The sequence below is a fragment of the Plantimonas leprariae genome (assembly GCF_008802405.1).
In the GTDB taxonomy this organism is placed as follows: Bacteria; Pseudomonadota; Alphaproteobacteria; order Rhizobiales; family Rhizobiaceae; genus Plantimonas; species Plantimonas leprariae.
Map to the genome: position 1 here is coordinate 92,132 of NZ_VZDO01000015.1, position 26,711 is coordinate 118,842.

Here is a 26,711-nt window from a genome sequence, read left to right on the forward strand (position 1 = left end):
AGCGAAGATGGACGAATGAGCGACCTCCTGCGCGTCGAGGATCTGACGGTCGAGTTCAAGGTGCCGGCCGGAACGACCCGCGCCGTCTCGAACCTGTCGTTCCGGATCGAGCCGGGCAAGACCGTCGCGGTGGTCGGCGAGTCGGGCTCCGGCAAATCGGTCACGGCGCAGGCCATCCTCGGCATCCTCCCGGTGATCGCCCGCCGCCGCTCCGGCCGCATCCTGTTTCGCGACGGGAACGGCCCGGAGATCGACCTCGCCAGCCTGAAGCCCCGTTCGGAGAAGTACGCCGCCATCCGGGGCGGGCGAATCTCGATGATTTTCCAGGAGCCGACGACCTCGTTCTCGGCGCTCCACACGATCGGCTCGCAGATCGGCGAAGTGCTGAAGCTGCACGAGGGCGCCGACGACAAACAAGCGCGCGAGGCGACGATCCGGGCGCTCGGCGAGGTCGGCTTCAAGAACCCCGAGCGCTCGGTCGACGCCTATCCGTTCGAACTGTCCGGCGGGCTCTGCCAGCGCGCGATGATCGCGATGGCGATGATCTGCAAGCCGGCGCTCCTCATCGCCGACGAGCCGACCACCGCGCTCGACGTCACCGTCCAGGCCGAGATCCTGAAGCTGATGCGCCAGCTTCAGGAGCGGAACGGCACGGCGATCCTCTTGATCGCGCACGATCTCGGCGTCGTCGCCAACATGGCCGACGAGATGGTGGTGGTCTACCACGGCGAGGTGATGGAAAGCGGCCCGGCGCGCGAGCTCTTCGCTGCGCCGAAGCACCCCTATCTCAAGGCGCTGCTCCACGCCGTGCCGCGCATCGGCATGAAGCCGGGCGAGCGCCTGACGCCAGTGCGCGAGATTTCGGTCGACCTGTCGAAGGCCGGCCGGCACCGGCCGGCGGAGGCGCGCTGCCCGGTCGGCGAGCCGCTGGTGAAGCTGCGCGGCCTCGCCAAGGGCTTCACCAACCGCAGCGAGACGCGCTGGCTGAAGCGGAAAGGCTCAGGCCCCGTCGCGATGGCCGTCAACGGCGTCGACCTCGACATCCGGCGCGGCGAATGCCTCGGCCTCGTCGGCGAATCCGGCTGCGGCAAGACCACGCTGTCGAAGATGGTGGTGCGCACGGTTCCGGCCGACGAGGGCACCGTCGAGATGCAGGGCAAGGGCGGCGCGGAGGACGTGCTGGCGCTCGGCGGCGAGGCGCTCCGGCACTGGCGCACCCGCGTGCAGTACGTGTTCCAGAATCCCTATTCGGCGCTCAATCCGCGCATGACGGTCGGCGCGATCATCGCCGAGCCGCTGCAGATCCACGAATACGGGGACCATAAGGCGCGCAAGGCCCGCGTCGCCGAACTGCTGACGCTGGTCGGGCTCGATGCCTCGTACATGAACCGCTACCCGCACTCCTTCTCCGGCGGGCAGCGGCAGCGCATCGGCATCGCGCGGGCGCTGGCGCTCGACCCGGAACTGATCATCTTCGACGAGCCGGTCTCGGCGCTCGACGTGTCGATCCAGGCGCAGATCCTGAACCTTCTGCGCGACCTGAAGTCGGCGCTCGGCCTCACCTACCTGTTCATTTCCCACAACCTCGCGGTGGTGGACTACCTCGCCGACCGGATCGCGGTGATGGCATCCGGCCGGCTGGTCGAGCTCGCGCCGCGCGAGGAGCTGTTCCGCAACCCGCGCCATCCCTACACCAGGGCATTGATGGCGGCGGTACCGCAACCGGACCCGAACCGCCGGCTCGACTTCTCCAAGGTCAGCCTGTCCCGCCAGTCCGCGCCGGACGCCTGGGGAGCGCCCTTCGCGCCGGACGAGCGCGGCGAGCCGCACTGGATCGGGATCGGTCCGGACCATTACGTCCGCGCCCACGAGGTGCCGCCCGTCGCCGACCTCGGCGGCCGGACCCCGGAGGAGCACCGCGAGATCGCGCTCTCGCTCGCGACCGATCCGGTAGGAGAAGCGGTCGCGCATCTCGACTTCGAGAGCGGTACGCTGGACGGCTGGTCGACGCGCCGCCTGGCCGGGCCGCATTCGGCGCAGGTGCAGGACGTGGTGGCGCGCGTCGGCGCGAAGAGCTGCCGCTTCGAGCTGCGGCCCGACGAGCGCGTCAGCCAGGGCCACCGCGCGGAACTGCGCGACTGGTACAATGCGCCGCTGGAGGCCGAGACCTGGTACGGCTTCGCGACGCTTCTGCCGGAGGACTTCGCGCCGCCGCTCGGCACCGGCATCGTCCTGGCGCAGTGGCACGATCAGGCGAAACTCGGCGAGCCTTCCGGCAAGCCGCCGCTCGCCTTGCGCTTCCGCGACGGGCGCCTGCGCTTCACCGGCGCCTTCGACGACGTCGCCTCGGCGAACCCGGCGAAGACCCACGTCTTCCACGAAATGGCTGCGCCGCTCGGGCAGTGGATGGATTTCGTCTTCCGCATCCGCTGGTCGCGAACCGGAGATGCGGCGATCGAGGCGTTCCTGAACGGCCGGCCGCTGTTCAATTTCTGGGGGCCGCTCGGCTACCGCAACGAGGAACAGGCCCCCTATTTCAAGTTGGGGCTCTATGCCAGCGGGCCGATCGACGGACCGCTCGTCGCCTATCACGACAACTACAGCCGCGGCTCCTCCTTTGCGGAAGTGGATCCGTCGGTTTCGCACGGAGTCGCCGCCGTCGTTCCGGAGCCGGCGTGAGCCTTCCGACGCCGCGCGTGCTCGCCGTCCGGGCGACGCTGGACGACAGCGAGGCCTTGCGCGAGGCATTGCGCAGGGTGGACGCGGACGGTGCCGAATGGCTGATGCTGCTGGATTCCGGCGAAGCGCCGAGCGAGGCCGCGAGCCTGCGCGCCGCGCCGGCCCTGCCTCTGTTCGACGCCGTGTTCGGCGGGCTGGAGACCGCACGGGGCTTGTGGAGGCCTTCGCGGCTCGCCTTCGACGAAGCCGAGCGGCTGCCGCATGCGCTGCTCAACTGGTGGGTGGGCGAGCCGCGCTTCCTGCGGGCAGCGACGCTGCGGAACCTGCTTGAGGACGGTTCCGGGGAGGGACGCATCGCGCGGCTGTTCCGGTTGTGGGCGACCGCCCGCTGCATCAAGCTCGCTGCGCCGCTGGTGATCGCTGAAACGGAACCGGCGGCCGGGTTGACGGAGGCCGAGCGGGGAGAGGTGTTGCGGAGGCTGGAGGAACGTCCCGCCTTCCTGCCGATCCCCTATGGTGATCGCATCTGGCGCGTGCCCTATACCGGCCGCAACGCCGGCATCGAGCGCGACCAGACGCGCGGGGTCTTCTTCGAGGCGGCCGAACTCGAATACGTGAAGGCCCGCGTCGGCACGGGAGTGCGCGTCGTGGATGTCGGGGCCAATACCGGCAATCATACGGTGTTCTTCGCCGGCCCGATGCGGGCGGCGTCCGTCCTGCCGTTCGAGCCTCTCCCGCAGGCGGCGGCGACGCTGCGGCTGGCGGTTGAGGCGAACGGCTTCGCGAACGTCGATCTGTCGATGCTCGGACAGGGCGTCGGCGCGGAGCCGGCCCGCATGCATGCGGTGGTCTCCGAAGGCGGCGGGCTCGGCGCGACGCGTCTCGAAGCGGGCGGGGAGGGGGGCGTCCCGGTGGTGCGTCTCGACGACATTTTGACCGAGCCGCCCGGCTTTCTGAAGATCGACGTCGAAGGCATGGAACTCGACGTCCTTCGCGGTGCGTCGGAGACCATCGCCCGGGCGAGGCCGCCGATCTTCGTCGAGGTGGCGGAGCGGAACACCGGCGCTTTTCTCGACTGGCTGGAGCTTGCCTCCTACCGGATCGAGCGCATCTTCTCCGACAAAGGTCATGCCAACTATCTGATCGCGCCGCTGGATTCGTGATGGACCGGCGGATGGGAGGCGAGAGACGATGACGGTGAACCGCTCCAAATTCGCCTTCGGGCTCCTCGCCGCAATCCTGGCGGCTGCCTTACCCGTGCGCGCTGCCGAGATGCGCGAGCCGCCGGTGCTCGCAAAGGACGTGGCGGAAGGCAAGCTACCGCCGGTCGCGGAGCGCATCCCTGCCGAGCCGCTGGTGGTGGACATGGCAGCGGAAGGCAAGCGCACCGGCGACTATGGCGGTTCGCTCCGCATCCTCGAAGGCCAGGCCAAGGACACCCGCCGCATGGTGGTCTACGGCTATGCGCGGCTCGTAGGCTACACGCCCGACCAGAAGCTCGTTCCCGACATCGCGAAGGCCGTGGACGAGGAGGGCGAGCGCGTCTTCACCTTCCACCTGCGGAAAGGTCACAAGTGGTCGGACGGCGAGCCCTTCACAGCGGAGGACTTCCGCTATTGGTGGGAGGACGTCGTCAACAACAAGGAACTCAACAAGTTCGGCCCGCCGCGCGAGATGCTGGTCGACGGCGAGCCGCCGAAGGTGACCCTCGTCGACGAGACGACCATCCGCTACGAATGGTCGAAGCCCAATCCCTTCTTCCTCCCCGCCATCGCCGGCCCGCAGCCACTCTACATTTACCGGCCGGCGCACTACCTGAAGAAGTACCACGCGAAATACGCCGATCCCGAGAAGCTCGCGGCGAAGGTCAAGGATGCGGGGCAGCGCAACTGGGTCGCGTTGCACTTCAAGTACGACCAAATGTACAAGAACTCGGACCCGAAGCTGCCGTCGCTGGAGCCCTTCGTGCTTCGGACCAAGCCGCCGTCCGACCGCTTCGTCTTCGCGCGCAACCCGTTCTTCCACCGGATCGACACCGCAGGGCACCAGCTCCCCTACGCGAACGAGGTCGCGATGACGATCGCGAGCTCGAAGCTGATCCCGGCCAAGACCGGCGCCGGGGAGGCCGACCTGCAGGCGAGCTACCTCGTCTTCAACAACTACCCGTTCCTGAAGCAGGCGGCGCGGAGCCACGACTACGAGATCCGCCGCTGGACGAGCGGCAAGGGCTCGAAGATCGTCCTCTACCCGAACCTCAACGTGAAGGACGATGTCTGGCGCAAGCTGTTCCAGGAGGCCGACTTCCGCCGGGCCCTGTCGATGGGCTTCAACCGCGAGGACATCAACCAGGCGATCTATTACGGCCTCGGCAAGCCGGTGACCGACACGGCGATGGAGGGCTCGCCCTTCTACGATGCCGAACGCTCCATGCGCTACGCCAAGTACGATCCGGACGAGGCGAACCGACTACTCGACAAGCTCGGCCTGACCGAGCGTTCCGGGGGCCTCCGCCTCCTGCCGGACGGTCGGCAGATGATCATGGTGGTGGAGACCGCCGGCGAGGACACCGAGCAGGTCGACGTCCTCGGCCTGATCGCCGAGGACTACCGCAAGCTCGGCATCAAGATTCTGATCAAGCCGTCCGAGCGCGACACGCTGTCGAGCCGTCTCGCCGCCGGCTCCACGCTGATGTCGGTCTGGACCGGCCTCGAGAACGGCCTGCCGAACGCCGACTGGAGCCCGGCCGAGCTCGCGCCGACCAACGGCGAGCAGCAGGAATGGCCGATCTGGGGCAGCCATTACGAGACGATGGGCAAGATGGGCGCGGCACCGGAACTGCCGGCCGCGCAGAAACTGCTCGACCTCAACAAGGCCTGGAGTGAGACGACGGACGAGGGAGAGCGTGCCCGCATCTGGCGCGAGATGCTCGACATCGACGCGGATCAGGCCTTCCGCATCGGCATCGTGTCCGGCATCGATTCCATCGTCGTCGTGTCGAACCGGCTGCAGAACGTGCCGGAGCGCGCGGTGTTCAACTGGAATCCGGGCGCCTTCTTCGGCGTCTACCGCATCGATTCGTTCTTCTTCGCCGATCCCGAACAGAAGCAGGCGGCGAACTGATGCCGCGCCACCCGCCCGGAGCCTGACGGATGCTCGGTTTCCTCGTCCGCCGCATCGCGACGATGATCGGGACGCTCGCCGTGATCAGCGTTCTCGTCTTCGCCGTGATCCAGGCGCCGCCCGGCGACTACCTCACCACCTATATCGCCGACCTGCAGGCGCAGGGCGAGGACGTCTCCTCCGACAAGGTGCAGTTCCTTCGGGAGCAGTACGGCCTCGACAAGTCGCTGCCGCGCCAATACGTCGACTGGGTCTGGGGACTGATGCATGGCGACCTCGGCTATTCGTTCGAGTACCAGTTGCCGGTCGCCGACGTCGTCGGCGACCGCCTGTTCCTGACGCTGGTCCTGAACTTCCTCACCGTTCTCTTCATCTACGGCGTGTCGTTCCCGATCGGCGTCTACATCGCGACGCATCAGTACTCGGCGGCCGATCACTCGCTGTCGTTCCTCGGCTATATCGGCCTCGCCACGCCGAACTTCCTGCTCGCGCTGATCCTTCTCTACCTCTCGAACACCTGGTTCGGCGTCTCGATCGGCGGGTTGATGGACCCGGCCTATACGGACGAGGGCTGGTCGGCCGGCAAGATCGGCTCGCTCCTCGCCCACCTCGTCGTGCCGGTGATCGTGATCGGCACGGCCGGCACGGCCGGCATGATCCGGCGCCTGCGCGCCAACCTCCTCGACGAGCTTCAGAAACCCTATGTGGTGACCGCGCGGGCGAAGGGCCTGCCGGAGGGCAAGATCCTCCGGAAATACCCGCTGCGCGCCGTGCTGAATCCGTTCGTCTCGGACATCGGCACGCTCCTGCCGCAGATCGTCTCCGGCTCGGTGATCGTCTCGGCGGTGATGTCGCTGCCGACAACGGGGCCGATGCTGCTCTCCTCGCTGCGCAGCCAGGACATGTATCTCGCCGGCTCGTTCCTGATGTTCCTCGCCGTCCTCACCGTGGTCGGCATGCTGGTGTCCGACATCCTTCTCGCGGTGATCGACCCGCGCGTCAGGCTCGACCGGAGGCGCAAGGCGTGAGCGCGCTCGAACATACCGTCTCGACGGCGCCCTTCGACCCGCAGCGCACGATGGCGGAAGGGTCGAGCTATTCCGAGAAGTACATGCGCGCCTCGCAGCGCCAGCTCATCTGGTGGCGCTTCCGCAAGCATCGCATCGCCATGGTGGCGCTGGTCTTTCTCGTGCCCGCCTATCTGGCGGTGTTCTTCACGGAGATCATCGCGCCCTACGGGCTGGAGACGCGCAACACCCAGCACATCTTCATGCCGCCGCAGCCGATCCACCTCTTCCACGAGGGCCGTTTCATCGGGCCGTTCACCTATAAGACGACCGGCACGCTCGATCTCGATACGCTGCAGCGCCGCTACACGGAGGACCGCTCGCAGCCGCAACCGATCCGCTTCCTCTGCTCCGGCGACCGCTACGAGTTCTGGGGCCTCGTCGAGGGCGACTTCCACCTCGTCTGCCCGCCGGAAGGCGGCACGCTCTTCCCGCTCGGCACCGACCGGCTCGGGCACGACATGCTGTCGCGGCTGATCCACGGCGCACGGATCTCGCTCACCGTCGGCCTCGTCGGCGTCACGATCTCCTTCGTGCTCGGCCTCCTGTTCGGCGGTCTCGCCGGCTATTTCGGCGGCCGGATCGACTGGTGGGTGCAGCGCACCACCGAGACGCTGCGCTCGATCCCCGAACTGCCGCTTTGGCTGGCGCTCTCGGCGGCGCTGCCCGTGACCTGGAGCCCGATCGTCGTCTATTTCGGCATCACCATCATCCTGGCGCTGCTCGACTGGCCGGCGCTGGCGCGTGCCGTGCGCTCAAAGCTCCTTTCCTTGCGCGAGGAGGACTTCACCGCTGCCGCCGTGATGATGGGCGCGAAGCCCTCGCGCATCATCGCCCGGCACCTGCTGCCGAACTTCATGAGCCATCTCATCGCCTCGGCCTCGCTGTCGATCCCCTCGATGATCCTCGCCGAGACGGCGCTCTCCTTCCTCGGCCTCGGGCTTCGCCCGCCGATCACGAGCTGGGGCGTGCTCCTGTCGGAAGCGCAGAACATCGAGGCGGTCGCGCTCTATCCGTGGCTCCTGTTCCCGATGGTGCCGGTGATGCTGACGGTGCTCGCCTTCTCGTTCCTCGGCGACGGGCTGCGCGACGCGGTCGACCCCTACTCGCACTGACGAAAGACCGGCCGCTTCCTACTCCGCCGCGATCTTCGCCTCGCCGTTCGCCTCGGCGAGCGCAAAGAGTTCGACCGGTTGCTCGAAGCCGCGCAAGGGATGCGCGCCGCGCGTGTCCCATGCGCCCGGCGCGGCCTCGGCGACCGCGCGGGTGGCGAGCACCGCTGTGCCGAGCATCTTCGTCATCGTCTCGATGCGCGCGACCTCGTTCACGGTCGTGCCGATGACGGAGAAGGACAGGCGGCGGTCGATGCCGATATTGCCGAACATCACCTCGCCGATGTTCATGGCGATCCCGAAACGGAAGGTCGGACGTCCTGCCGCGCGCCGGCCGCCGTTGACGGCTTCGGCCGCCGCGAGCGCACCCCGCGCCGCGTCGGTCGCGGCGAGCGCCACTTGGTCCAGCCTCGCCTCGCCGGGCGAGCCGGCGCGGCATTCGCTTTCCTCCGGCACGGGGAAGATCGCCAGCACCGCGTCGCCGATGAAAGCGAGGATCTCGCCGCCGGCATCGAGCGCGGCCTCCGCGACGCAACTGAAATAGTCGTTGAGAAGGTCGAGATAGTCCGCCTCGAGCAGCGTTTCCGAGAACTGCGTCGAGTTGCGCAGGTCCGAGTACCACACGAGGGCCCGCGTCCGCTGGCCGCTGCCGAGCTTGATCTGGCCGGCGAGCACCTGCCGGCCGACCGTCTCGCCGAGATAGGTGTTGGCGATATTCTCCGTCATGCGGGGCTGCAGCGCCGTCTTGGCGGCGACCGCGTAGAAGCGCTGCAGGCGGAGGAGCACTTCCACGTCACCGTCCGAGAAGCCGCTCGCCCGGTCGGAAACCCAAGTGACGTAGAGGCCGAAGGCGTCGCGCTCGCGCGAGACCGTGTGGACCTTGCCGGAGAGCGGCGTGCGAAGCGCGAGGAAGTCGGTGTAGCCTTGGCCCGCGAGGTCGGCGAGGAGCGGGAAGTCGAGCTGCGGCTCGTCGCCCGCAAGGCGCCGGCGCATCACGACGATGCCGTTGTCGAGCATCCAGCGCGCCGGGCTTTCCCGCCATTCCTCGCTGTCAGAGTCCTGATGCGGGAACTGGCGGAATTCCATCTCTTGCCCGTCCCGCCACAGCATGGTCTCGGCGCTGAACAAGGGATGCAGCGTCGGCCAGGTCACGCGGCACCGGGCGACCGGCAGGCCGATCGCCTTCAGGCGGATGCAGAACTGCTCGAACGTCTCGATCGCGGGATGTTCGGCGAGGGCCCGGTCGATCAGCCATTCGCCGAGCCGGTCGACGAGCGGGCTGTCGGCAGCGCGCGTCACCGCGCCGGCGCCTTCACCGCACGCGCTCCGCCTCGCGCCGCGGCCGCGCCGGTTCCGGCACCGGCTCCAGCGCGAACCGCATGCCGGTGCGCCCGACCACCGCCCCGGCGAAGGCGGCCTTCGCTTCGCGCTCGATCGCGGCCAACGCGTCGTCGTCGCGCATGTGGGAGTGGTGGAACAGGACGAGCCGCTTGGTGTTCGCGGCCTTCGCCAGCCGGACGCCCTCTTCCCAGGAGGAGTGGCCGAAGCCCTTGAACTTCGCCATCTCCGCTTCGGTGTAGGACGTGTCGTAGAACACGACGTCGGCGTTCCGGAACAGGGAGAGGACGGCCTTGTCGGTCTGTCCCGGCACGTGCTCGGTGTCCGTAACGTAGGCGGCGGCACGCCCGCCATACTCGACGCGGAAGCCCACCGCGCCGTTCGGATGGTTCAGCCGCGCCGTCTTCACCGCGATGCCGGGGCCGGGTTCGAGGACGTCGCCTGGCTTGAAGGTCATGTACTCGATCTCGGCCTGGAAGATCTTCGGGCCGATCGGCAGGAACGGCGCGCGCATGAGGTCGGCCACCAGTTCGCCCGCGAGCCGCCCGTCCAGCATGTGGCCGAGCGAGACCGAGACGCGAGTCCCCGGCTTGTAGAAGGGCACGAAGAACGGCAGGCCCATGATGTGGTCGTAGTGGGCGTGGCTGAAGAAGATGTCGATGTCGCGGACCTCTTCCGCCGCCATCTCGCGCCCGAGGGTGACGATGCCGGTCCCGGCGTCGAAGATCAGCCGGCGGCCGCCGACGCGCATCTCGACGCAGCAGGTTTCGGTGCCGAAGGCGACCTGGTTCGGCCCGCAGCCGGGCAGGGTGCCGCGCGCGCCCCAGACGACGACCTCGAAGCCGCCGACCCCGGCCGCCGCCATGCTGCGCGCCTCGGCGTGCGGATCAGGGCCGGCGCGCATGGCTTCGGTGTTCCGGTTGCCGGTCTGGGTTGGAGGTGTCGGCTGCCATGTCGGTCGGCTTGTCCGGCTGTCCCCGCGCGACGTCACGCGTGCGCATGGCGCCGTTCGGAGGCGACGAGCTCGGCGGTGGTGCGGCTGAGGCGGAAGCCGAGCTCGCGCATCATCGCGACGCTCATCGTCGGGAAGGTGATCATGAATTCGGCGAAGGCTTCCTTCGAGACGCGCAGCGCGGTGAGGTCGCTGGTCGCCGCGACGGTCGCGGTGCGCGGCACGTCGCAGAGGATGGCGATCTCGCCGACGAAGTCGGTCTCGCCCACCTGCGCCAGCTCGATCTCGCCGTCCGGCCCGTCGACGAAGACGCGGGCCGTGCCGGACAGGATCACGTAGGCGCTATCGCCGACGTCGTTCTGGCGGAACAGCACCTCGCTCGCCTTGTAGCGGACGACCTTCGAGGTGAAGGCGAGAAGCTTCAGCTTCGCCGCATCCACACCCGAGAACAACGGAACGCGCTTCAGCACGTCCACCTCGTTCTTCAGAAGGCTCATCTCCGAGGCGCTCTCCTCAAAGGCAGAAACGCCGCGACGGGACCGGAGTTTCCATGGGGTCGGTTACTGGCCGTCCGCCGCGTATCTTGTTTTCGCCACCCGATAAGATTTCATTTCGACGTGATCTTCAAGTGCGGGGCATGCGCGAAAATCGCGCGATCCCCGGCATTGCCGCCCGAAACGGGGCGTTTCACCCGATCGGGCCCATCATCATTCCGCCGCAGCCGGGGTTTCCGACCGCGTCTTCTCCTCCCGTTCGGCCGCGTCGCGGTCCTTCGCGGCCTCGACGGGCTTCGATTCCGCCGATTCGCTGCCGGCTGCCGTCTCGGCGGCGCCGGGGCTGGCCTCCGGATGCCGCTCCGGGTTCTCCACCGCGTCCGGCATCTCGCCGCCGCCGACCGTCTCGTCCGCGACGAGCCGACCGTCGCGGAATTCGAGCACGCGTTCGAACAGCTTGGCGTCCCGCGCCGAGGCGACGACCCAGAACGCGCCGAAGGGGCGGGGGCCGTTCGCGGCCCGCTCCAGCGTCGCGCCGACGATCCGGCTCTGCGAGTCGCCGTCGAGCGCCGACAGGCCGCGGTTCACCACCAGATAGTCGGGCGCTTTCGTGAGCGCGCGGGCGAGCGCCAGCTTCTGCTGCTGGCCGAGCGACAAGCGCTTCGCGCCCGAGCCGATGTCGTAGGTGAGGCCGGCCTCCTGCACGATGCCGCCGAGGCCGAGCTCGTCGAGGTCCTTCAGGAGCAGCCCTTCTACCGCGTCGCCCGCATTGGCGAGGTCGGTGGCGATGCGGCCGAAGAGGACGTTGTCCTGCACGCTCGTCGCTGGGTTGAAACGGTCCGCGTCGTGGAAGACCAGCACTTCCTCCATTTCCTTCGGCAAGCGCTCGCGCAGGAGATGCCGCGTTTCCACGACGTTGCGCATCACCTCGTCGTCGACGAGGCCGAGGCGGTCGCGCGTCTCGATGTAGGAGAAGGCGAGGCGGATGAAGGCGACGCGGTCGGCGTCCGGGGCGCGCTCGAAGTCCTCGTTGCCGCTCCGCCCGAGCAGCTGCCGGTAGGTGGCAAGGTCCTCTGCGGTCATCACCGTCATGCGCTGCAGCAGCGGATTGCCGGGCTCCAGATCGCCGAAGAGGTCGATCATGTTCGAGGCGATGTCGCGGCCGATGCCGTAGAGCCGCTCCGCGAGGCCCGTCTCGCGCACCACGGCGCGGGTGTTCTCGTTGATCCAGAGCTGGGCGAGCCCGGCGCGCGGGTCGCGCGGCGCGCCGAACACGATGTTCTCCATGATCGTCGCGTTGCGGATGTAGCGCTCGACGTCGAACGGCTCGACGTAGTCCTCCATGCCCGCCTCGGCGAGGCTTTCCCGGAAGGCTCGGCGGGCGGCTAGGATATGCTCCTCGACGTCGTCCACCGCGTGCTCCTCCGGCACGCGCGAGCGCAGGCCGAAGAGCCGGACATCGCGTTCGAGGCCGACCAGCGCCAGGATCTCGCCGAGATAGGCCCCGAGCCCGTCCGGCGCCGCGACGCCGATGTCCTCGTAGTCGATCCAGTCGTCCGCGATGTCGAGGGCGGTGTTGCCGGAGAGTTTCGTCTCGAGGGCGGCAAGATCGGCCTTCCGGGAGGACGTCGTCTCGTGCCGGGTCACGGGGTGGTGCATCAGCCCGTAGAGGAGGGACTGACGCAGCGTGGTGCGCGGGAAGTAGGTCGCCGCGTCGACATAGGCGATGCGCCGGCCGGTGACGGATTCCGGCATCGCGCCGAGCGGCCGGTCGCCGAGCGAGAGCTCGCCCGCCGTGGTGCTCCGCAGGCGTACCAGCATCTCGGCGAAAGCCTCGCCGCCCTCGCCGATCGGGCCGACCGCCGCGACGCGCTGATTCAGCGGCAGGTCGAGCGTCACCGGGTCGAGCACGCGGCCGCCGTTCTCGTCGGTCAGCGCCGCACCCGCCAGCGCGAAGCCGCCGGCCAGCGCCGCGACGCGCTCCGGCGCCGGTGCGGTGAGCGCGGCGTCCGACAGGTTCTGGATGTAGAACTGCTCGACCACCTGCTCGAACTTCACCTGCACGTCGAGGCGGAGCTGGTCCCAGTCGATCAGGTCCTTCAGCGGCGAGGGCAGGTCCTTGTAGGCCGCGATCACCGCGACGAGCTGGCCGATGTCGAGATGGCCGGTGATCGCGAAATAGCCGCCGAACAGGTAGAAGATGAAGGGCGTGAGCTGCGCGAGGAAGTTGTTCAGGAACTTGACCAGGAACTTCCACTGGTAGATGTCGAAGCGGATCAGGAAGATGCGCCCGAGCTCCTCCGACACGCCCGCCCGCTCGTAGTTCGCCGTGTCGTTGGCGTGGATCGAGGAGATGCTCTCGACGATCTCGCCGACGCGGCCGGCGAACTGCCGGGCGGTCAACTGCCGCTGCCGGCCGAGCACCAGGAGCCGCCGCCGCATGCGCGGGATGAGGATAACCTGGATCATCATCACGCCGAGCGCGACGAGCCCGAGCGAGACCGACTGGATGAAGATGAAGACGATGGCCGTCAGCACCTGGCTGATCAGGTAGACCGGCGTCACGACGGCATCGCCGATGAAGCCGCCGATCGGCTCCAGCTCGTCCTTGACCATGGAGGACAGTTCGGAGGCGCGGAGCTGGCGGAAGCGCCCGATCGGAAAGCGCAGGATCAGGTCGACGAACTCGTAGCGCATGCGCCGGAGCATCCGTTCGCCGAGCCGGCCCTTGTAGGTGTTGATGTAGTACTTGAACGCGCCGTTGATGATGACGAGCGCCAAGAACAGGCCGCTGAGGACGTAGAGCGCCTCCATCCGGCCGAAGTGGATGCCGGGGAAGACGACGAGCTCGCCGGCCGAGCTCAGCCAATGGGGCAGGGGGATCGCGGTGCGCAGGTATTCGCGCGTCGCTCCGACCTGCTCGAAGCCCTCGCCCTGGATCGGACCGTTGACGATCAGCTTCGGCAGGTTCAGCGACAGGAAGAGCGGGATGATCGACACGGCGACCACGACCAGCATCCAGAGCTGAGCGCGCCTGGTATGCCGCCAGGTGTAGCCGTAGAGGGTGATCGCCATTCGCGCCTTTCGGGCGTTGGGTGCCCCCGGTCGCGAGAGCGTCGATGATGTTAGCAGGTGCGGAAGACGCGCACCAGCAGGAGCGCGGGCGAGGCGACTACCAGCGCAGGAGGCCCGCCCGTCCGGCGGCGAGGCCGGCGAGGCCGGCGAGGACGATGCCGAGAGTGTACCAGCTCGCGAGGAACGGGATGCTCCGCTCGGCGCAGGAGAAGGAATAGACGAAGGACGCCACCGCGCCCGCGAAGAGGCCGGCGCCGAGCCCGGCGGCGACGGGGCGCGTCGGTCCGAGGCCGCGCATCGCCCAGACCGTTCCCGCCAGCACCGGCAGCGCCAGAGCGAAGATCGCGAACGGACAGTACTCGGCGCTGCGCCCAAGGAACATCGGCCGGCCGTCCTCCATGCCCGCCGCCATCTGGCCCGCCGCCAGCACGACGACCGCGAGGAAGGCGAGAGCGGCGAGCCGCGTTCCGGCCGCGGCGCGGCCACCGGGGCGGGAGAGGCGCTCGACCGCGAGCAGGCCCGCCACGGCCGCAACCAGCGTATAGGCGGCCTTGATCCAGAACGAGGGCAGCGCGGCGGCGACGGCGAGGTCGGGGCGCGGCCCGAGCCAGAGCGCCGTGGCGGCGATGGCCACCAGCGCGCCGGCACCGGCGCCGAGCGACAGGCGGCCGAAAACCGCCGAACGCCGGGCCGGCGTCAGGTCCGTCACGAGGCCTTCGATCAGGTCATTCGTCGCCGCGGTCGGCATTGCTTCTTCCCATCCTGGCGGCGAGGCTCCTGACACCCCGATGCACGGTCACCTTCACCGAGGCCTCCGACATGCCCCGCGCCGCGGCTGTCTCGGCGACCGAGCGGCCGTCGAGCTTGACGTCCCGGATCACGGCGCGGGTGCGCTCCGGAACCGTGGCGAGGAGACGGTCGACGTCGAGCCGCGCGCTCGTCGCCGCCTCGTGCTCCACGGACAGTAGTTCGTCCGCATCCTCGATCGGTATCGTCACCCGCTGTCGATTCCTGCGAAAATAATCGACGAGCTTATAGCGGGCGATCGCGTGCAGCCAGACGGTGAACGGGCGCGTGGGGTCGAAGGTCATCCGGCGCTGGTGAATGGCGAGCAGCGTTTCCTGCACGAGATCGTCCACGTCGGCGCGCCGGCCTGCCACAAGGCGACGGGCGAAATAGCCTTCGAGGAGTTCGGCGGCTTCGGCGAGGAGCAGCCGGTACGCCCCGGCATCTCCGGCGAGGGCCGCGCGCATCCGCTCCGTCATTCGGGGTTCGTAAGGTATCCTGGCCAAGAAACCGCTTCGAATCCCGTTCGGTTCGGGGTGGGCTTCGCGCGCCGCAGTCGGTGCCGCCCGTGTAACCGAAGCTGTGGCGGCGCGAACTTCCCGTCAAGCGTCCGACGACGGGCACGTTCCGCCCGCCTTCGCGCCGCCGCGATTCCGCCGCACCCTGCAACCGAACCGTTCGAAGGACGTCCCGCCATGCGCTCAGACCGTCGAGGCTTACCGCTTCCCTCCCTCAAGACCGTCGTTCCCGCTGCGGCGGGGCTGGCGCTCCTGGCCGCCGCCGCGCTCTCGTCCGGCGGGTTGACCGCTTCCGCCGCCGAAGAGGCGTGGACCCTGCCGAAGCCGGCGGTCGATGACGCCGGTACCGCCGGCGAGCAGACGGCGCTCGTCGCCGGCGGCTGCTTCTGGGGCGTCCAGGGCGTCTTCCAGCACGTGAAGGGCGTCACGAGCGCCGTATCCGGCTATGCCGGCGGCGAAACTAAGGACCCGTCCTACGAGGCGGTCTCGACCGGCACCACCGGCCACGCGGAAACGGTGAAGATCACCTTCGACCCGAAGGTCGTCAGCTACGGCGAGCTGCTGCGCATCTACTTCTCGGTCGCGCACGACCCGACGACCCTGAATGCGCAGGGGCCGGATCACGGCACGCAGTACCGCTCGGCGGTGTTCCCTGTGAACGACGCGCAGAAGCGGGTGGCGGATGCCTATATCGCCCAGCTCGGCGCGGCGAAGATCTATCCCGCGAAGATCGTCACCACCACGACGCCGGCGGCCTCCGGCTTCTTCCCGGCGGAGGCCTATCACCAGGACTTCCTCGCCCAGAACCCGACCTATCCCTACATCGTCTACAACGACCTGCCGAAGGTTGAGAACCTGAAGCGGCTGTTCCCGGCGGAATACCGGGCGGACCCGGTGCTGGTCTCCGCCGCGAAGAGCTGAAAGGGCGCGGCGTGGCCGGAGGCGTGAGGGTTTCGATCACCTACTGTACGCAGTGCCAGTGGCTTCTGCGTGCCGGCTGGATGGCGCAGGAACTCCTTTCGACCTTCGGCACCGATCTGGGGGAGGTCGCCCTCCTGCCCGGCACGGGCGGCGTCTTCGAGGTCCGCTGCGGCGACGAACTTGTCTGGGAGCGCAAGCGCGACGGCGGCTTCCCGGACGCGAAGGTCCTGAAGCAGCGCGTCCGGGACGTGATCGACCCCGGCCGTGACCTCGGCCACAGCGACCGCAAATCTTAAGTCGTCAGCGATAGGATCTCGGCACCATCCCGATTTCGAGCGTTGCCGCCAAAGACGAATGACGAGCTTTCAGCGCCTTGTTCGGTTTCTCCTATGGTTTGTCCTTTTTGGATCGATCTTCACCGCCGTACTAGGGGCGTTCGTCGCCGCATTCGGCGGGATTTTGGGAATGGATGGGCTTCGATCGGCCGGAGCTTTTGTCGCCGGCGGCAGCGCAGCCACCTTCTTCTTCGTCATTCTTTCGCCGCTCGGCGAGATCGTCGTCGGTTTCCTGATGGCGGCCGATTCGACTGCAAAGAAAAAATCGGCTGACGCGCGACGTTGAAGCTCTGCTGATAAAGGAAAGGCCGCCCCTGCGACGAGCCGGGACGGCCTTTCGATATCGGTCGGCGTCGGATCAGCGGACGATCCGGATGACCTTGCGATCGGAGTTGACGATCACCGGCGCGCCGTCCTGATAGAAGTAAGAGTAGCCGCTGTAGCCCTGTACCGGCGTCAGCGTCACGTCCGGCGGGATGATCGCGCCATCGACCAGCCGGCCTTCCAGCACGGGCGCGGCGTCGATCGGGTTCTGCTGCACGTAGGTGGTGACCTCGGCCGGGATCTCGTCGCCCGGCATGGTGCCGTCCGTGCTGGTCACGGTGGTCGTGGTCCGGGTGGTGGTCACGGGCGCGGGGGCGCTATCGATCACCACGGTCTCGGCGAACGCCGGAGCGGTGAGGAGGGCGCCGGCAGCCGCGGCCATCAGGAACTTACGCATGAAATCCAGTCCTTGTTCTTCGTGAACCCTTCTGGGCGCGATAACTGCGGCCTGCGACAAAACGTTCCGTGGGTGTCAACCCACCTCGATGCGCAGCTTGTCCGGATAGAAGGCGACGTGCCCGGCGATGGCCGAGACCGCGGCGTGCGGATCGTCGTAGGCCCAGGCGGCGTTCTCGAGCGCTCGACCCTGGCCGGAGATCGTCCAGTAGCGCGCCTCGCCCTTGTGCGGGCAGGTGGTGCGCTTATCGGTGGGAAGGAAGAACTCCATCGCCACGTGATCCTTCGGGATGTAGTAGACCGGCGGATAGTCGCCTTCCTTCAGGATCAGCGCTTCCTTCGTGGTGGCGACGATGTTGTCGTTCATCATCACGTTCACCGGTCGCGTCTCGCGCTCGATGGTGATGTAGGGCTTCTGCTCGGCGGCGCTCATCGGCGGCTCGCTCCTCGTCTGACGGGCTTCCAGCCGAGGAAACCGGTGGGAGGGGCGGCGGTTCCGGTATCCCGGCCTCGACACCGCGCCCTGCCGGGCCGATAAGCTTCGCCGCAACCAGAGGAGCTTCCATGCGCGCCCAGCCGCCCGCCTCCCACTTCATCGACGGCGTCTTCCACGAGGACGTCGAGGGCGCGCCGTTCGAGAGCCTCTATCCCGCGACCGGAGAGGCGATCGCCCGGCTCCACGTCGCGACGCCGGCGGCGGTGGAACTCGCGGTGGCGTCCGCCGCGCGGGCGCAGGTCGCTTGGGGCCGGACGAGCGGTGCGGAACGCGGCCGGGTGCTGCGGCGCGCCGCCGCGATTCTGAGGGAGCGGAACCGCGAACTGTCGGAACTCGAAACCCTCGACACCGGCAAGCCGATCGCCGAGACGCTGGTGGCCGACGCCGCTTCCGGCGCGGACTGCCTCGACTGGTTCGCCAACCTCGCCGGCGACATCCGCGGCGAGCACGTCGAGCTCGGGCAATCCTTCGTCTACACGCGGCGCGAGCCGCTCGGCGTCTGCGCCGGGATCGGCGCGTGGAACTACCCGATCCAGATCGCCTGCTGGAAGGCGGCGCCGGCGCTCGCCTGCGGCAACGCCATGGTGTTCAAGCCGTCCGAGACGACGCCGCTTTCCGCGCTGAAGCTCGCGGAGATTCTGGGCGAAGCCGGCCTGCCGGCGGGCCTCTTCAACGTCGTGCAGGGCTCCGGCGAGGTCGGCGCAGCCCTCGTCGCGCATCCGAAGGTCGCCAAGGTCTCCGTCACGGGCTCGGTCGCGACGGGCTCGCGCGTCATGCGGGCCGCCGCCGAGACCATCAAGCCGGTGACGCTGGAACTCGGCGGCAAGTCGCCGCTGATCGTCTTCGCCGACGCGGACCTCGACGCGGCCGTATCCGGCGCGCTCCTCGGCAACTTCTATTCCGCCGGTCAGATCTGCTCGAACGGCACGCGCGTCTTCGTCGAGCGCTCGGCCCGCGCCGCCTTCGTCGGCAAGCTGCTCGCCCGCGTCGCGAAGATCCGGCTCGGCGACCCGCTGGACGAGGCGACCGGCATGGGCCCGCTCGTGTCGCGCGCGCAGATGGAGCGTGTCCTCGCCTACATGCGGCTCGGGCAGGAGGAGGGTGCGACGCTCGAATGCGGCGGCCGGGCGGCGCGGGTCGAGGGATTCCCGGACGGGCTCTTCGTCGAGCCGACCGTCTTCACCGGCGTTTCCGACGGGATGCGCATCGCGAAGGAAGAGATCTTCGGACCGGTGATGAGCGTCTTCGACTTCGACGGCGAGGACGAGGTGGTGGCGCGCGCCAACGCCACCGAGTTCGGCCTCGCGGCCGGCGTCTTCACGCGCGACGTCCAGCGGGCGCACCGCGTCGTGGCGCAACTCCAGGCCGGTACCTGCTGGATCAACGCCTACAACCTCACCCCCGTCGAGATGCCGTTCGGCGGCGTGAAGCGGTCCGGCATCGGGCGCGAGAACGGCCGCGCCGCGATCGAACACTACACGCAGGTCAAGAGCGTCTATGTCGAGATGGGGACGGCGGAGGCGCCGTACTGACGAGGAGTGTCGCGGCACGATTGACAACCGCGCCCGAGCGTTGTTCGTCTCCACCCGCAACAACCTCTAGCGGAACGCCGTGACGCCGGATCAGGGACGCCAGTATCTCGTCGACCGGCTCCATGCCGTGGCAGGCGGCGACCGCGCCGCCCTGCAGGACGTTTATCGCCGGACCTCCGCGAAGCTTTTCGGCACGATCCTGCGTATCTTGCCCGACAGGGAAGAAGCGGAAGACGTGCTCCAGGAAACGTATCTCGCGGTGTGGAACAAGGCCGATCGCTTCGATGCGACGCGCGCCAGCCCGGTGACGTGGCTGGCGACCATCGCGCGGAACCGCGCCATCGACCGGCTCCGCGCCATCGCGCCGCGGGGGCGCTCGCACGGCCCGCTGGAAGCGGCGGCCGAGATCGAGGACGGCGCGCCCGGAGCGCTGGCGGCGCTGGAAGCCGGCGACGAGGCGCGGCGGCTCGCCGGCTGTCTGGAAACGCTGGAGGAGCGGGCGAGGGGCGCCGTCGTCGCCGCATTCTACGGCGGTCGCACCTACGAGGATCTGGCGAACAGCGGCGGCGTGCCGCTCGGCACGATGAAGAGCCTCATCCGCCGTGCCCTGATCCGGCTGAAGGGTTGCCTCGAAGCATGAGCGATACCCGGCTCCCGGACGATCTGCCCGAGGACGAGCTTCTCGCCGCCGAATACGTGCTCGGCGTGCTCGATGCCGACGAGCGGCGGCGCGTCGAGCGTCGCGCCCGCAGCGATGGGGCGCTGCAGCGCCGGATCGAGGCCTGGGAGCACCGCTTCGCGCCGATGCTGGCGGACGAGAGGGAGGAAGCGCCGCCCGCGACCACTTGGGATGCGGTTGAGACGCAGCTCGACCGCATGATCCGTTTCCGGTCGCCGGCGGCCGCGCCGTCCGCGTCCGCACGCGGCGTCTCGCGCCTGTGGAAATGGTTCGGCCTCGGCTCCTTCGGTCTGCTCGCCGCGAGCCTCGCCATGCTCTTCGTGGTAACGCAGCCGCGCGTCGGCCCGCCGTCGCTCGCCGCGGTGATCGCGCCGGAAGGCGGCGCGGCGCTCTATGCCGCGGTGATCGATCCGCGCACCTCCCGCGCGACGCTGATCCCGGTTTCGGCCGGCGCCGACGCCGCCCATTCGAACGAGCTCTGGCTGATCGGTGCGGACGGGACGCCGCGCTCCCTCGGCCTCCTGCCGACGGAAGGGCCGGCAGAGGTCGTCGTCGCGCCCGAACTCCTTGTCGGCGGCGGCGGCGCGGCGCTTGCCGTATCGCGCGAGCCGCCCGGCGGCTCCCCGACCGGCAAGCCCACCGGTCCCGTGATCGGCGTCGGCCAGCTCCGGCGGATCTGAGGCGACGGCGGCGCCACGCGGTTGAGCGCGCCGCGGCGCCGCCCTACTGTCGCAGGCGATGGGCAAGCTCCTCTCGATTCTCCTCGTCCTCGCCGTTCTGGTGCAACTCGTCCGACCGTTGGGGCTGCCGGGGCTGGAGCGACGGGCGGACGCCTGGAAGATCGCCATCGGGGCTATCCTCCTCTTCGGCCTCGCCGTGTTCATCCGGCCGGAATAGCGGCAGGCTCCGCCGCTCCGTTTGAACCATCCGCCCCGCTGGTATAGAGCGTCATCTTTCGACGACGGGGCTTCCCGGTCGCTCTGGACGGGAAGATCATGGATCGCATTCGCATCAAGGGCGGCAACCGGCTCGTCGGCACCATCCCGATCTCGGGCGCGAAGAACGCCGCGCTGCCGCTGATGATCGCCTCGCTCCTGACCGACGACACCCTGACGCTGGAGAACGTGCCGCATCTGGCCGACGTCGAGCAACTGATCCGCATCCTCGGCAACCACGGCGTCGACTATGCCGTCTCCGGCAAGCGCATCGGGCAGAGCGGCACGAGCGGCCGGACGATCCACTTCACCGCGCGCACCATCATCGACACGACCGCGCCCTACGAGCTCGTTTCCAAGATGCGGGCGAGCTTCTGGGTGATCGGGCCGCTGCTCGCCCGCATGCATCAGGCGCGCGTGTCGCTGCCGGGCGGCTGCGCCATCGGCACGCGGCCCGTCGACCTGTTCATCGAGGGCTTGCAGGCGCTTGGCGCCTCGATCGACATCGAGAACGGCTACGTCGCGGCGTCCGCCAAGGGAGGCTTGCGAGGGGCGCGCTACCGCTTCCCGAAAGTGTCGGTCGGCGCGACCCACGTCCTGATGATGGCCGCCTCGCTGGCGAAGGGCGAGACCGTGATCGAGAACGCCGCGCGCGAGCCGGAAGTGGCGGACCTCGCCGAATGCCTGAACGCGATGGGCGCGAAGATCGAAGGCGCGGGCACGTCGACGATTCGTATCCAGGGCGTCGAGGCACTGTCCGGCGCGCGCCACCGCGTCCTGCCGGACCGGATCGAGACCGGCACCTACGCCATGGCGGTGGCGATGACCGGCGGCGACGTGACACTGGAGAACACCCGCGCCGACCTTCTGGAGAAGGCGCTCGACGCGCTGCGCGAGGCAGGGGCCGCAGTGGAACCGGTCGCGAACGGCATCCGTGTTTCCCGCAACGGCGCGGCGCTTCGGCCGGTCGACGTCGTGACCGACCCGTTTCCGGGCTTTCCGACCGACCTTCAGGCGCAGTTCATGGCGCTGATGACGCGGGCCGAGGGCACATCGCAGATCACCGAGACGATCTTCGAGAACCGCTTCATGCATGTGCAGGAGCTCGCCCGGCTCGGCGCGCGCATCTCGCTCGCCGGACAGGTTGCGCGGATCGAAGGCGTGCCGCGGCTCGCCGGAGCGCCGGTGATGGCGACGGACCTGCGCGCTTCCGTGTCGCTGGTGATCGCCGGTCTCGTGGCGGAAGGCGAGACCGTGGTGAACCGCGTCTACCATCTCGATCGCGGCTTCGAGCGGCTGGAGGAGAAGCTCGGCAACTGCGGCGCCGAGATCGAACGCCTGTCCAGCTGACGGACGGCGGCTCCCTTGCCAAAGGCGGGGAGGAAGCCGATTTAAGGCGCTCCCCATCGCCGCGCGCCTTGCTTTTTCGCCGGGAAGCGCCGATGGAGGGCCGCTTTACCCGATAGATTTGGCCGAAAGGGACCGGCCGGCGATCGCGGAACGCTGGAAGAGCGGCGCCGCGCCATGAAGGATCATCGATGCCGAAAGAAGAAGTTCTCGAGTTTCCGGGCACCGTGACCGAGCTTTTGCCGAACGCGACGTTCCGGATCAAGCTCGAGAACGACCACGAGATCATCGCCCACACTGCCGGGCGCATGCGCAAGAACCGCATCCGCGTGCTCACCGGCGACAAGGTGCTCGTGGAAATGACGCCCTACGACCTCACGAAGGGCCGAATCACCTACCGCTTCAAGTAGGGCGATGGCTTCGCGCAAGACGAGCCCGCGCTTGGTGCTCGCGTCAGGCTCGCCGCGGCGCCTGGAACTGCTCGCCCAGGCGGGCATCGTGCCCGAGCAACTGCTTCCTGCCGATGTCGACGAGACGCCCGAGCGCTCCGAGCATCCGCGCTCGCTCGCCAAACGGCTCTGCCGGCAGAAGGCCGACCGCGCCCGCCAGGTGCTGGAGGAGCGCGGCGAGGCGGAGAACCGCATCGTGCTCGCCGCCGACACGGTGGTCGCGGTCGGGCGCCAGATCGTGCCGAAGGCCGAGCTGCGCGACGATGCGATGGCGAACCTGCGCATTCTGTCCGGCCGCGCCCATCGCGTTTTCACCGGCATCTGCGTGATCGGTCCGTCCTCCGAGCGCCACCACATGCGGCTCGTGGAAACGCGGGTGCGGTTCAAGCGCCTGTCGCGCGAGGATATCGACAGCTACATCGCCTCCGGCGAATGGCGCGGCAAGGCCGGCGGCTATGCGATCCAGGGGCTCGCGGGGCGCTTCGTGGTCCGCCTCGTCGGCTCCTACACCAACGTCGTCGGCCTGCCGCTCTACGAGACGGTGTCGCTGCTCGGCGGTCAGGGGCTCGACATCCACGGCGGGCTCGTGGTCGACGAGACGGCGCCGGAGCCGGCGGCGACATGAGCGGCACCGTGACGCCGCTGCGGCCGAAACGCGAATGCCCGGAATGCGGGCGTCCGTCGGACCGGGCGAGCTATCCGTTCTGCTCGCCGCGCTGCAAGGCGGTGGATCTGAATCGCTGGCTGTCGGGCTCCTACGTCATTCCCGGCCCGGACGACGAGACGCCGTCGTCCGACGACGGCAGCGGCGAGCGCTGAGCCTTACTTCCGCAACGCGCCGACCGCGACGTCGCCGTCGCCAACCACCGCCAGCCAGATGTTCGGATCGGTGCTGCTCTGCCGCTTGACGAAAGTATAGCTCGTCTCGTTCCACGGGCGGACGCGGCGGTCGAGGTTGTCGAGAATGAAATCCCCCTCGGAGGTGCGGACCGTCAGCACCGCGTGGCCTTCGCCGTTGCGCTTCCTCACCACCGTCATGAGGAGGTCGCCGAGCGGAACCCCGGCCGCATGCAGGTCGCGCCGCTTGTCGAGCGCGAAGTCCTCGCAGTCGCCCTTGGTCGTCGCGTAGGTCCAGCGTTCCTCCACCCCGTAGAGTTCACGATCGGTCACCGGTTTGATCTCGGCGTTGACCCGGTCGTTCACGCCGGAAAGGAGCGCCAGGAACTTCGCCGTCGCCTCGCGCGGCGTGGTGTCGAGGCTCGCCATTCCCGAAGTCCGGCAGTCGTCGGCGTTCTCGTGGCAGAACATGATCCAGCCGATGGGCGTCGTGGTCATCGATCCAACCGGCATCGAAGCGGTAACGTCGGTCGCAGCGGCCGCGGCGGTGGCAGCCGAAATCAGACAAAGCGACAGCGCCAGTGCGGCGCGAGATGCGCGGCCCATTCCCCATTCCCCTCTCGCCGCCCCCGGCGATGATATCGGATTACGGGGGGATCGTGGGTGCAATGCGGAAAGCTGTCAACGCTCGTTAACTTCTTCCCCGGTCGCGAACCCGCCGGAACTTTGAGCAGGGCTTGCGTCGTGCCTCGTGGATAGCAGGCTCCGGCTTGGCGCGATGGCCGTGTTGCGCGGCGAAAACCATTGCCCGGCAAAGCTTTAGCGAATCGGTTCCAGGCGTTGTTGCCGGGAGGTCACATCAAATCAATGAACACTTCGGCCGCGGGAACAAAATTTGGCTAACCGCTTCAAGCCTGCGCGATCAGGCTGCTCAGCGCTCGCTCCACGCGTTCGAGGTCCTCGGGTCGCGACAGGCGGTGATCGCCGTCTGGCACGAGGGTCACCGTCAGGCCGTCGCTCGGCAGCAGCGCCGCGAGTTCCAGCGCATGCGCGAACGGCACGTCCGGATCGGCCTGGCCCTGGATGATGTGGACTGGGCAGCCGACGTGGATCGGTCCGGTCATCACGAGGTTCTCTCGGCCGTCTTCGATCAGCGCCTTCGTATAGATGTTCGGCGCTTCGGAATATTCGGACGGCTCGGAGATGAAGCCCTGGCGCTCCAGCTCGGCCAGATGCTCGGGGCCGAGTTGCGGCAGGAGCAGGCGCTCGGTGAAGTCGGGCGCGGGCGCGAGGAGCAGCATGCCGGCGAGCCGGGCGCCGAGACGGGGCGCGAGGAGGAGGGCGATCCAGGCGCCCATCGACGAGCCAACGAGGACGAGCGGACCCTCGGCGGCCTGCGCCGCGACCGCGGCCTCGGCGTCGTCCCGCCAGCTCCCGATTGTGCCGTCCTCGAAGCGGCCGTCCGATTCGCCGTGGCCCGAATAATCGAAGCGGAGGAAGGCGAGCCCGTTCGCCCGCGCGAAGGCGTCCAGCCGCTCGGCCTTGGTGCCGCGCATGTCGGAGCGGTAGCCGCCGAGCCAGACCACCGTCGGCGGCGCGCCCTCGGCGGTCCGGCAGGCGATGCGGCGCTCGGAACCGGCCGGTCCGTGGCGAAGGAACTGCGGGGAGGGGAAGGAAGCGTCCACGGAACCTGCCGTCTTCTGCGAAACTTTAAGGCCTTGCGTTCTCGTAAGGTGAATTCGCGTTTTCCTCGTGCTATATCAAGCAGGACGCAGACTCGACATGCCGACGCTGTTCCCGTCCGGCGGCTTTCGCCGCCCCGCGATCCGGGAGCTTCGCCGGCAATGGAAGCCGGCGTTCGCGGCTTGGAATCGCCGCGATCCGCATTTTCGTCAACAGCTGGAGTAGACAGCCATTCGCAGACCGTTCCGCGCCGCCCCCGTCGTGAAGGAAGGACCGCGCTCCAATCGCGAGATTCGCATCCCCTTCGTGCAACTCATCGACGTCGAGGGCAAGAATCTTGGCCAGACGCCGACCGCCGACGCCCTCGCCATGGCGGAAGAGGCCGGGCTCGATCTCGTGGAGATCGTGCCGAACGCCAATCCGCCGGTGTGCAAGATCCTCGACCTCGGCAAGCTGAAATACGAGGGGCAGAAGAAGGCGTCCGAGCAGCGCAAGCGTCAGAAGGTCATCGAGGTCAAGGAGATCAAGATGCGCCCGAACATCGACGACCACGACTACGAGACGAAGATGAAGGCCGTGCGCCGCTTCTTCGAGGAGGGCGACAAGGTCAAGGTGACGCTGCGCTTCCGCGGCCGCGAGATGGCGCACCAGGAACTCGGCATGGAACTCCTCAACCGCGTCCGCGAGGAAACGGCCGAGTTGTCGAAGGTCGAGGCCGAGCCGAAGCTCGAAGGCCGGCAGATGATGATGGTGCTGGCCCCGCGCCCGCACTGATCCGCGCGGCTTGCCTGCCGGCGATTTTTCGGCCATAGACCGCCCGTCAACGGAGCCGGCCGGCAGGGCATGCCGAGCCGGCTCGAAATGCTGTCCGCGATCTTGGGTCCTTTCGGGCTTTGGAATGGCGCTGCCGCTCCGGCGGTCGGTGCCCCGCGGCGTCCTCGTTCAGGAGAGCCAAATGCCCAAGATGAAGACCAAGTCGGCGGCCAAGAAGCGCTTCCGCTTCACCGCCAACGGCCACGTGAAGGCCGGCCCGGCCGGCAAGCGCCACGGCATGATCAAGCGCTCCAACGACTTCATCCGCGACTCGCGCGGCACGATGCTGCTGTCGAAGGCGGACGAGAAGATCGTCAAGGTCTACATGCCCTACGACCGTTGATCGGTCTTCGGCGTTTTTGATTAAGGAGCACCGATCATGGCACGCGTGAAACGGGGCGTCACCGCCCACGCCAAGCACAAGAAGGTCCTCGAGCAGGCCAAGGGCTTCCGGGGCCGCCGCAAGAACACGATCCGCGCGGCGAAGGCCGCCGTCGACCGTTCCAAGCAGTATGCGACGCGCGACCGCCGCGTGAAGAAGCGCAACTTCCGCGCCCTCTGGATCCAGCGCATCAACGCCGGGGTCCGCGAGCACGGCCTGACCTATGCGCGCTTCATCGACGGCCTCGCCAAGAGCGGCATCGAGGTCGACCGCAAGGTCCTCTCCGACATCGCCATCCACGAGCCGGAGGCTTTCGCGGCCCTCGTCGCGGCGGCGAAGAAGGCGCTCGACTACCTGAAGGAACAGGCGCCGAACTCCTACGAGCGCGCCGTCGGGGAAAAGCAGGCGGCCTGACCGCTCAGCCTTTCCGTTCCGGTACGA

Annotated in this window: 30 protein-coding genes; 20 read left to right on the plus strand and 10 right to left on the minus strand. The window is 68.4% G+C overall.

Annotation, left to right across the window (positions count from 1 at the left end):
* Positions 1-15: 15 nt before the first annotated feature.
* From F6X38_RS17415 to F6X38_RS17435, 5 genes are read left to right on the plus strand one after another with little or no spacing between them, the layout of a single operon-like run.
* Positions 16-2,679 carry a dipeptide ABC transporter ATP-binding protein gene (locus tag F6X38_RS17415; protein ID WP_150971865.1) on the plus strand — a complete coding sequence of 888 codons (2,664 nt, stop codon included), beginning with the start codon at positions 16-18 and terminating at the stop codon, positions 2,677-2,679.
* Positions 2,676-3,842 carry an FkbM family methyltransferase gene (locus F6X38_RS17420; RefSeq protein WP_150971867.1) on the plus strand — a complete coding sequence of 389 codons (1,167 nt, stop codon included), beginning with the start codon at positions 2,676-2,678 and terminating at the stop codon, positions 3,840-3,842. Before F6X38_RS17415 ends, F6X38_RS17420 begins: the two co-directional genes overlap by 4 nt.
* A 28-nt stretch (positions 3,843-3,870) precedes the next feature.
* Entirely contained in the window at positions 3,871-5,799 is a 1,929-nt protein-coding gene (locus F6X38_RS17425; RefSeq protein ID WP_150971869.1) for an ABC transporter substrate-binding protein, read from the plus strand.
* A 29-nt stretch (positions 5,800-5,828) separates the two neighbouring features.
* Entirely contained in the window at positions 5,829-6,827 is a 999-nt protein-coding gene (locus F6X38_RS17430; protein ID WP_150971871.1) for an ABC transporter permease, read from the plus strand.
* Between the two features lie 50 nt (positions 6,828-6,877).
* A complete protein-coding gene (locus tag F6X38_RS17435; RefSeq protein ID WP_150971963.1) occupies positions 6,878-7,981 on the plus strand; it encodes an ABC transporter permease in 1,104 nt (367 codons plus the stop codon).
* Between the two features lie 18 nt (positions 7,982-7,999).
* Here the strand turns inward: F6X38_RS17435 and F6X38_RS17440 are convergent, their stop codons facing one another.
* The 6 genes from F6X38_RS17440 to F6X38_RS17465 form a co-directional block, all read right to left on the minus strand.
* Positions 8,000-9,277: an adenylate/guanylate cyclase domain-containing protein gene (locus F6X38_RS17440; RefSeq protein WP_150971873.1), complete on the minus strand. Its 1,278-nt coding sequence runs from the start codon at positions 9,275-9,277 to the stop codon at positions 8,000-8,002.
* A 13-nt stretch (positions 9,278-9,290) separates the two neighbouring features.
* Positions 9,291-10,220: an MBL fold metallo-hydrolase gene (locus F6X38_RS17445; RefSeq protein ID WP_246191409.1), complete on the minus strand. Its 930-nt coding sequence runs from the start codon at positions 10,218-10,220 to the stop codon at positions 9,291-9,293.
* An 83-nt stretch (positions 10,221-10,303) separates the two neighbouring features.
* Positions 10,304-10,765, minus strand: coding sequence for a cyclic nucleotide-binding domain-containing protein (locus F6X38_RS17450; protein WP_150971874.1), 462 nt, complete (start codon positions 10,763-10,765; stop codon positions 10,304-10,306).
* Positions 10,766-10,975: 210 nt separating this feature from the next.
* The gene (locus F6X38_RS17455) at positions 10,976-13,837 is read right to left on the minus strand and encodes an ABC transporter transmembrane domain-containing protein (RefSeq protein WP_150971876.1); all 2,862 of its coding nucleotides are present in this window, start codon (positions 13,835-13,837) and stop codon (positions 10,976-10,978) included.
* A 97-nt stretch (positions 13,838-13,934) separates the two neighbouring features.
* A complete protein-coding gene (locus F6X38_RS17460; protein WP_150971878.1) occupies positions 13,935-14,585 on the minus strand; it encodes an NrsF family protein in 651 nt (216 codons plus the stop codon).
* Positions 14,563-15,102, minus strand: a complete 540-nt coding sequence (locus F6X38_RS17465) for a sigma-70 family RNA polymerase sigma factor (RefSeq protein WP_150971879.1) — start codon at positions 15,100-15,102, stop codon at positions 14,563-14,565. Before F6X38_RS17465 ends, F6X38_RS17460 begins: the two co-directional genes overlap by 23 nt.
* A 216-nt stretch (positions 15,103-15,318) precedes the next feature.
* On the opposite strand from F6X38_RS17465, the gene msrA reads away from it, so the two are divergent.
* The 3 genes from msrA to F6X38_RS17480 are packed head-to-tail and all read left to right on the plus strand — an operon-like array spanning position 15,319 to position 16,683.
* Positions 15,319-16,062, plus strand: a complete 744-nt coding sequence (gene msrA / locus F6X38_RS17470; RefSeq protein ID WP_150971881.1) for a peptide-methionine (S)-S-oxide reductase MsrA — start codon at positions 15,319-15,321, stop codon at positions 16,060-16,062.
* A 23-nt stretch (positions 16,063-16,085) separates the two neighbouring features.
* Complete coding sequence (locus F6X38_RS17475; protein ID WP_281353078.1) at positions 16,086-16,358, plus strand: Rdx family protein; 273 nt, start codon at positions 16,086-16,088, stop codon at positions 16,356-16,358.
* Between the two features lie 58 nt (positions 16,359-16,416).
* Positions 16,417-16,683, plus strand: coding sequence for a hypothetical protein (locus tag F6X38_RS17480; RefSeq protein ID WP_150971885.1), 267 nt, complete (start codon positions 16,417-16,419; stop codon positions 16,681-16,683).
* Positions 16,684-16,755: 72 nt separating this feature from the next.
* On the opposite strand, the gene F6X38_RS17485 is transcribed toward F6X38_RS17480, so the two are convergent.
* The gene (locus F6X38_RS17485; RefSeq protein ID WP_150971887.1) at positions 16,756-17,118 is read right to left on the minus strand and encodes a DUF1236 domain-containing protein; all 363 of its coding nucleotides are present in this window, start codon (positions 17,116-17,118) and stop codon (positions 16,756-16,758) included.
* A gap of 75 nt (positions 17,119-17,193) precedes the next feature.
* The gene (locus F6X38_RS17490; RefSeq protein ID WP_150971889.1) at positions 17,194-17,550 is read right to left on the minus strand and encodes a DUF427 domain-containing protein; all 357 of its coding nucleotides are present in this window, start codon (positions 17,548-17,550) and stop codon (positions 17,194-17,196) included.
* Positions 17,551-17,681: 131 nt separating this feature from the next.
* Between F6X38_RS17490 and betB the strand changes: the two genes are divergently transcribed.
* The 8 genes from betB (at position 17,682) to yacG (ending at position 23,374) form a co-directional block, all read left to right on the plus strand.
* The gene (betB, locus tag F6X38_RS17495; protein ID WP_150971891.1) at positions 17,682-19,145 is read left to right on the plus strand and encodes a betaine-aldehyde dehydrogenase; all 1,464 of its coding nucleotides are present in this window, start codon (positions 17,682-17,684) and stop codon (positions 19,143-19,145) included.
* 79 nt (positions 19,146-19,224) lie between these two features.
* A complete protein-coding gene (locus tag F6X38_RS17500) occupies positions 19,225-19,785 on the plus strand; it encodes a sigma-70 family RNA polymerase sigma factor (protein ID WP_150971893.1) in 561 nt (186 codons plus the stop codon).
* Positions 19,782-20,504, plus strand: coding sequence for an anti-sigma factor (locus tag F6X38_RS17505; protein ID WP_150971895.1), 723 nt, complete (start codon positions 19,782-19,784; stop codon positions 20,502-20,504). The genes F6X38_RS17500 and F6X38_RS17505 overlap by 4 nt, the downstream gene beginning before the upstream one ends.
* Before the next feature lie 58 nt (positions 20,505-20,562).
* Positions 20,563-20,721 carry a hypothetical protein gene (locus tag F6X38_RS23720; protein ID WP_202618012.1) on the plus strand — a complete coding sequence of 53 codons (159 nt, stop codon included), beginning with the start codon at positions 20,563-20,565 and terminating at the stop codon, positions 20,719-20,721.
* A gap of 98 nt (positions 20,722-20,819) precedes the next feature.
* On the plus strand, positions 20,820-22,109 hold the full coding sequence (gene murA, locus F6X38_RS17510) for a UDP-N-acetylglucosamine 1-carboxyvinyltransferase (RefSeq protein ID WP_150971897.1): 1,290 nt from the start codon (positions 20,820-20,822) through the stop codon (positions 22,107-22,109).
* A 188-nt stretch (positions 22,110-22,297) separates the two neighbouring features.
* Complete coding sequence (gene infA / locus F6X38_RS17515) at positions 22,298-22,516, plus strand: translation initiation factor IF-1 (protein ID WP_150971899.1); 219 nt, start codon at positions 22,298-22,300, stop codon at positions 22,514-22,516.
* Positions 22,517-22,520: 4 nt separating this feature from the next.
* The gene (locus tag F6X38_RS17520) at positions 22,521-23,180 is read left to right on the plus strand and encodes a Maf-like protein (protein WP_150971901.1); all 660 of its coding nucleotides are present in this window, start codon (positions 22,521-22,523) and stop codon (positions 23,178-23,180) included.
* Positions 23,177-23,374, plus strand: a complete 198-nt coding sequence (yacG, locus tag F6X38_RS17525; RefSeq protein WP_150971903.1) for a DNA gyrase inhibitor YacG — start codon at positions 23,177-23,179, stop codon at positions 23,372-23,374. The genes F6X38_RS17520 and yacG overlap by 4 nt, the downstream gene beginning before the upstream one ends.
* Before the next feature lie 3 nt (positions 23,375-23,377).
* Here yacG and F6X38_RS17530 read toward each other — a convergent pair whose 3' ends face one another.
* Positions 23,378-23,890, minus strand: coding sequence for a transglutaminase-like cysteine peptidase (locus F6X38_RS17530; protein WP_281353079.1), 513 nt, complete (start codon positions 23,888-23,890; stop codon positions 23,378-23,380).
* A 410-nt stretch (positions 23,891-24,300) separates the two neighbouring features.
* Complete coding sequence (locus F6X38_RS17535; protein WP_246191410.1) at positions 24,301-25,077, minus strand: alpha/beta hydrolase; 777 nt, start codon at positions 25,075-25,077, stop codon at positions 24,301-24,303.
* 97 nt (positions 25,078-25,174) lie between these two features.
* On the opposite strand from F6X38_RS17535, the gene F6X38_RS24145 reads away from it, so the two are divergent.
* From F6X38_RS24145 to rplT, 4 genes are all read left to right on the plus strand, one after another.
* Positions 25,175-25,300, plus strand: coding sequence for a hypothetical protein (locus F6X38_RS24145; protein WP_281353080.1), 126 nt, complete (start codon positions 25,175-25,177; stop codon positions 25,298-25,300).
* A 6-nt stretch (positions 25,301-25,306) separates the two neighbouring features.
* Positions 25,307-25,849: a translation initiation factor IF-3 gene (infC, locus tag F6X38_RS17540; RefSeq protein ID WP_150971907.1), complete on the plus strand. Its 543-nt coding sequence runs from the start codon at positions 25,307-25,309 to the stop codon at positions 25,847-25,849.
* A 181-nt stretch (positions 25,850-26,030) separates the two neighbouring features.
* Positions 26,031-26,231 carry a 50S ribosomal protein L35 gene (rpmI, locus tag F6X38_RS17545; protein WP_150971909.1) on the plus strand — a complete coding sequence of 67 codons (201 nt, stop codon included), beginning with the start codon at positions 26,031-26,033 and terminating at the stop codon, positions 26,229-26,231.
* Between the two features lie 36 nt (positions 26,232-26,267).
* Positions 26,268-26,684, plus strand: coding sequence for a 50S ribosomal protein L20 (rplT, locus tag F6X38_RS17550; RefSeq protein ID WP_150971911.1), 417 nt, complete (start codon positions 26,268-26,270; stop codon positions 26,682-26,684).
* Positions 26,685-26,711 lie beyond the last annotated feature (27 nt).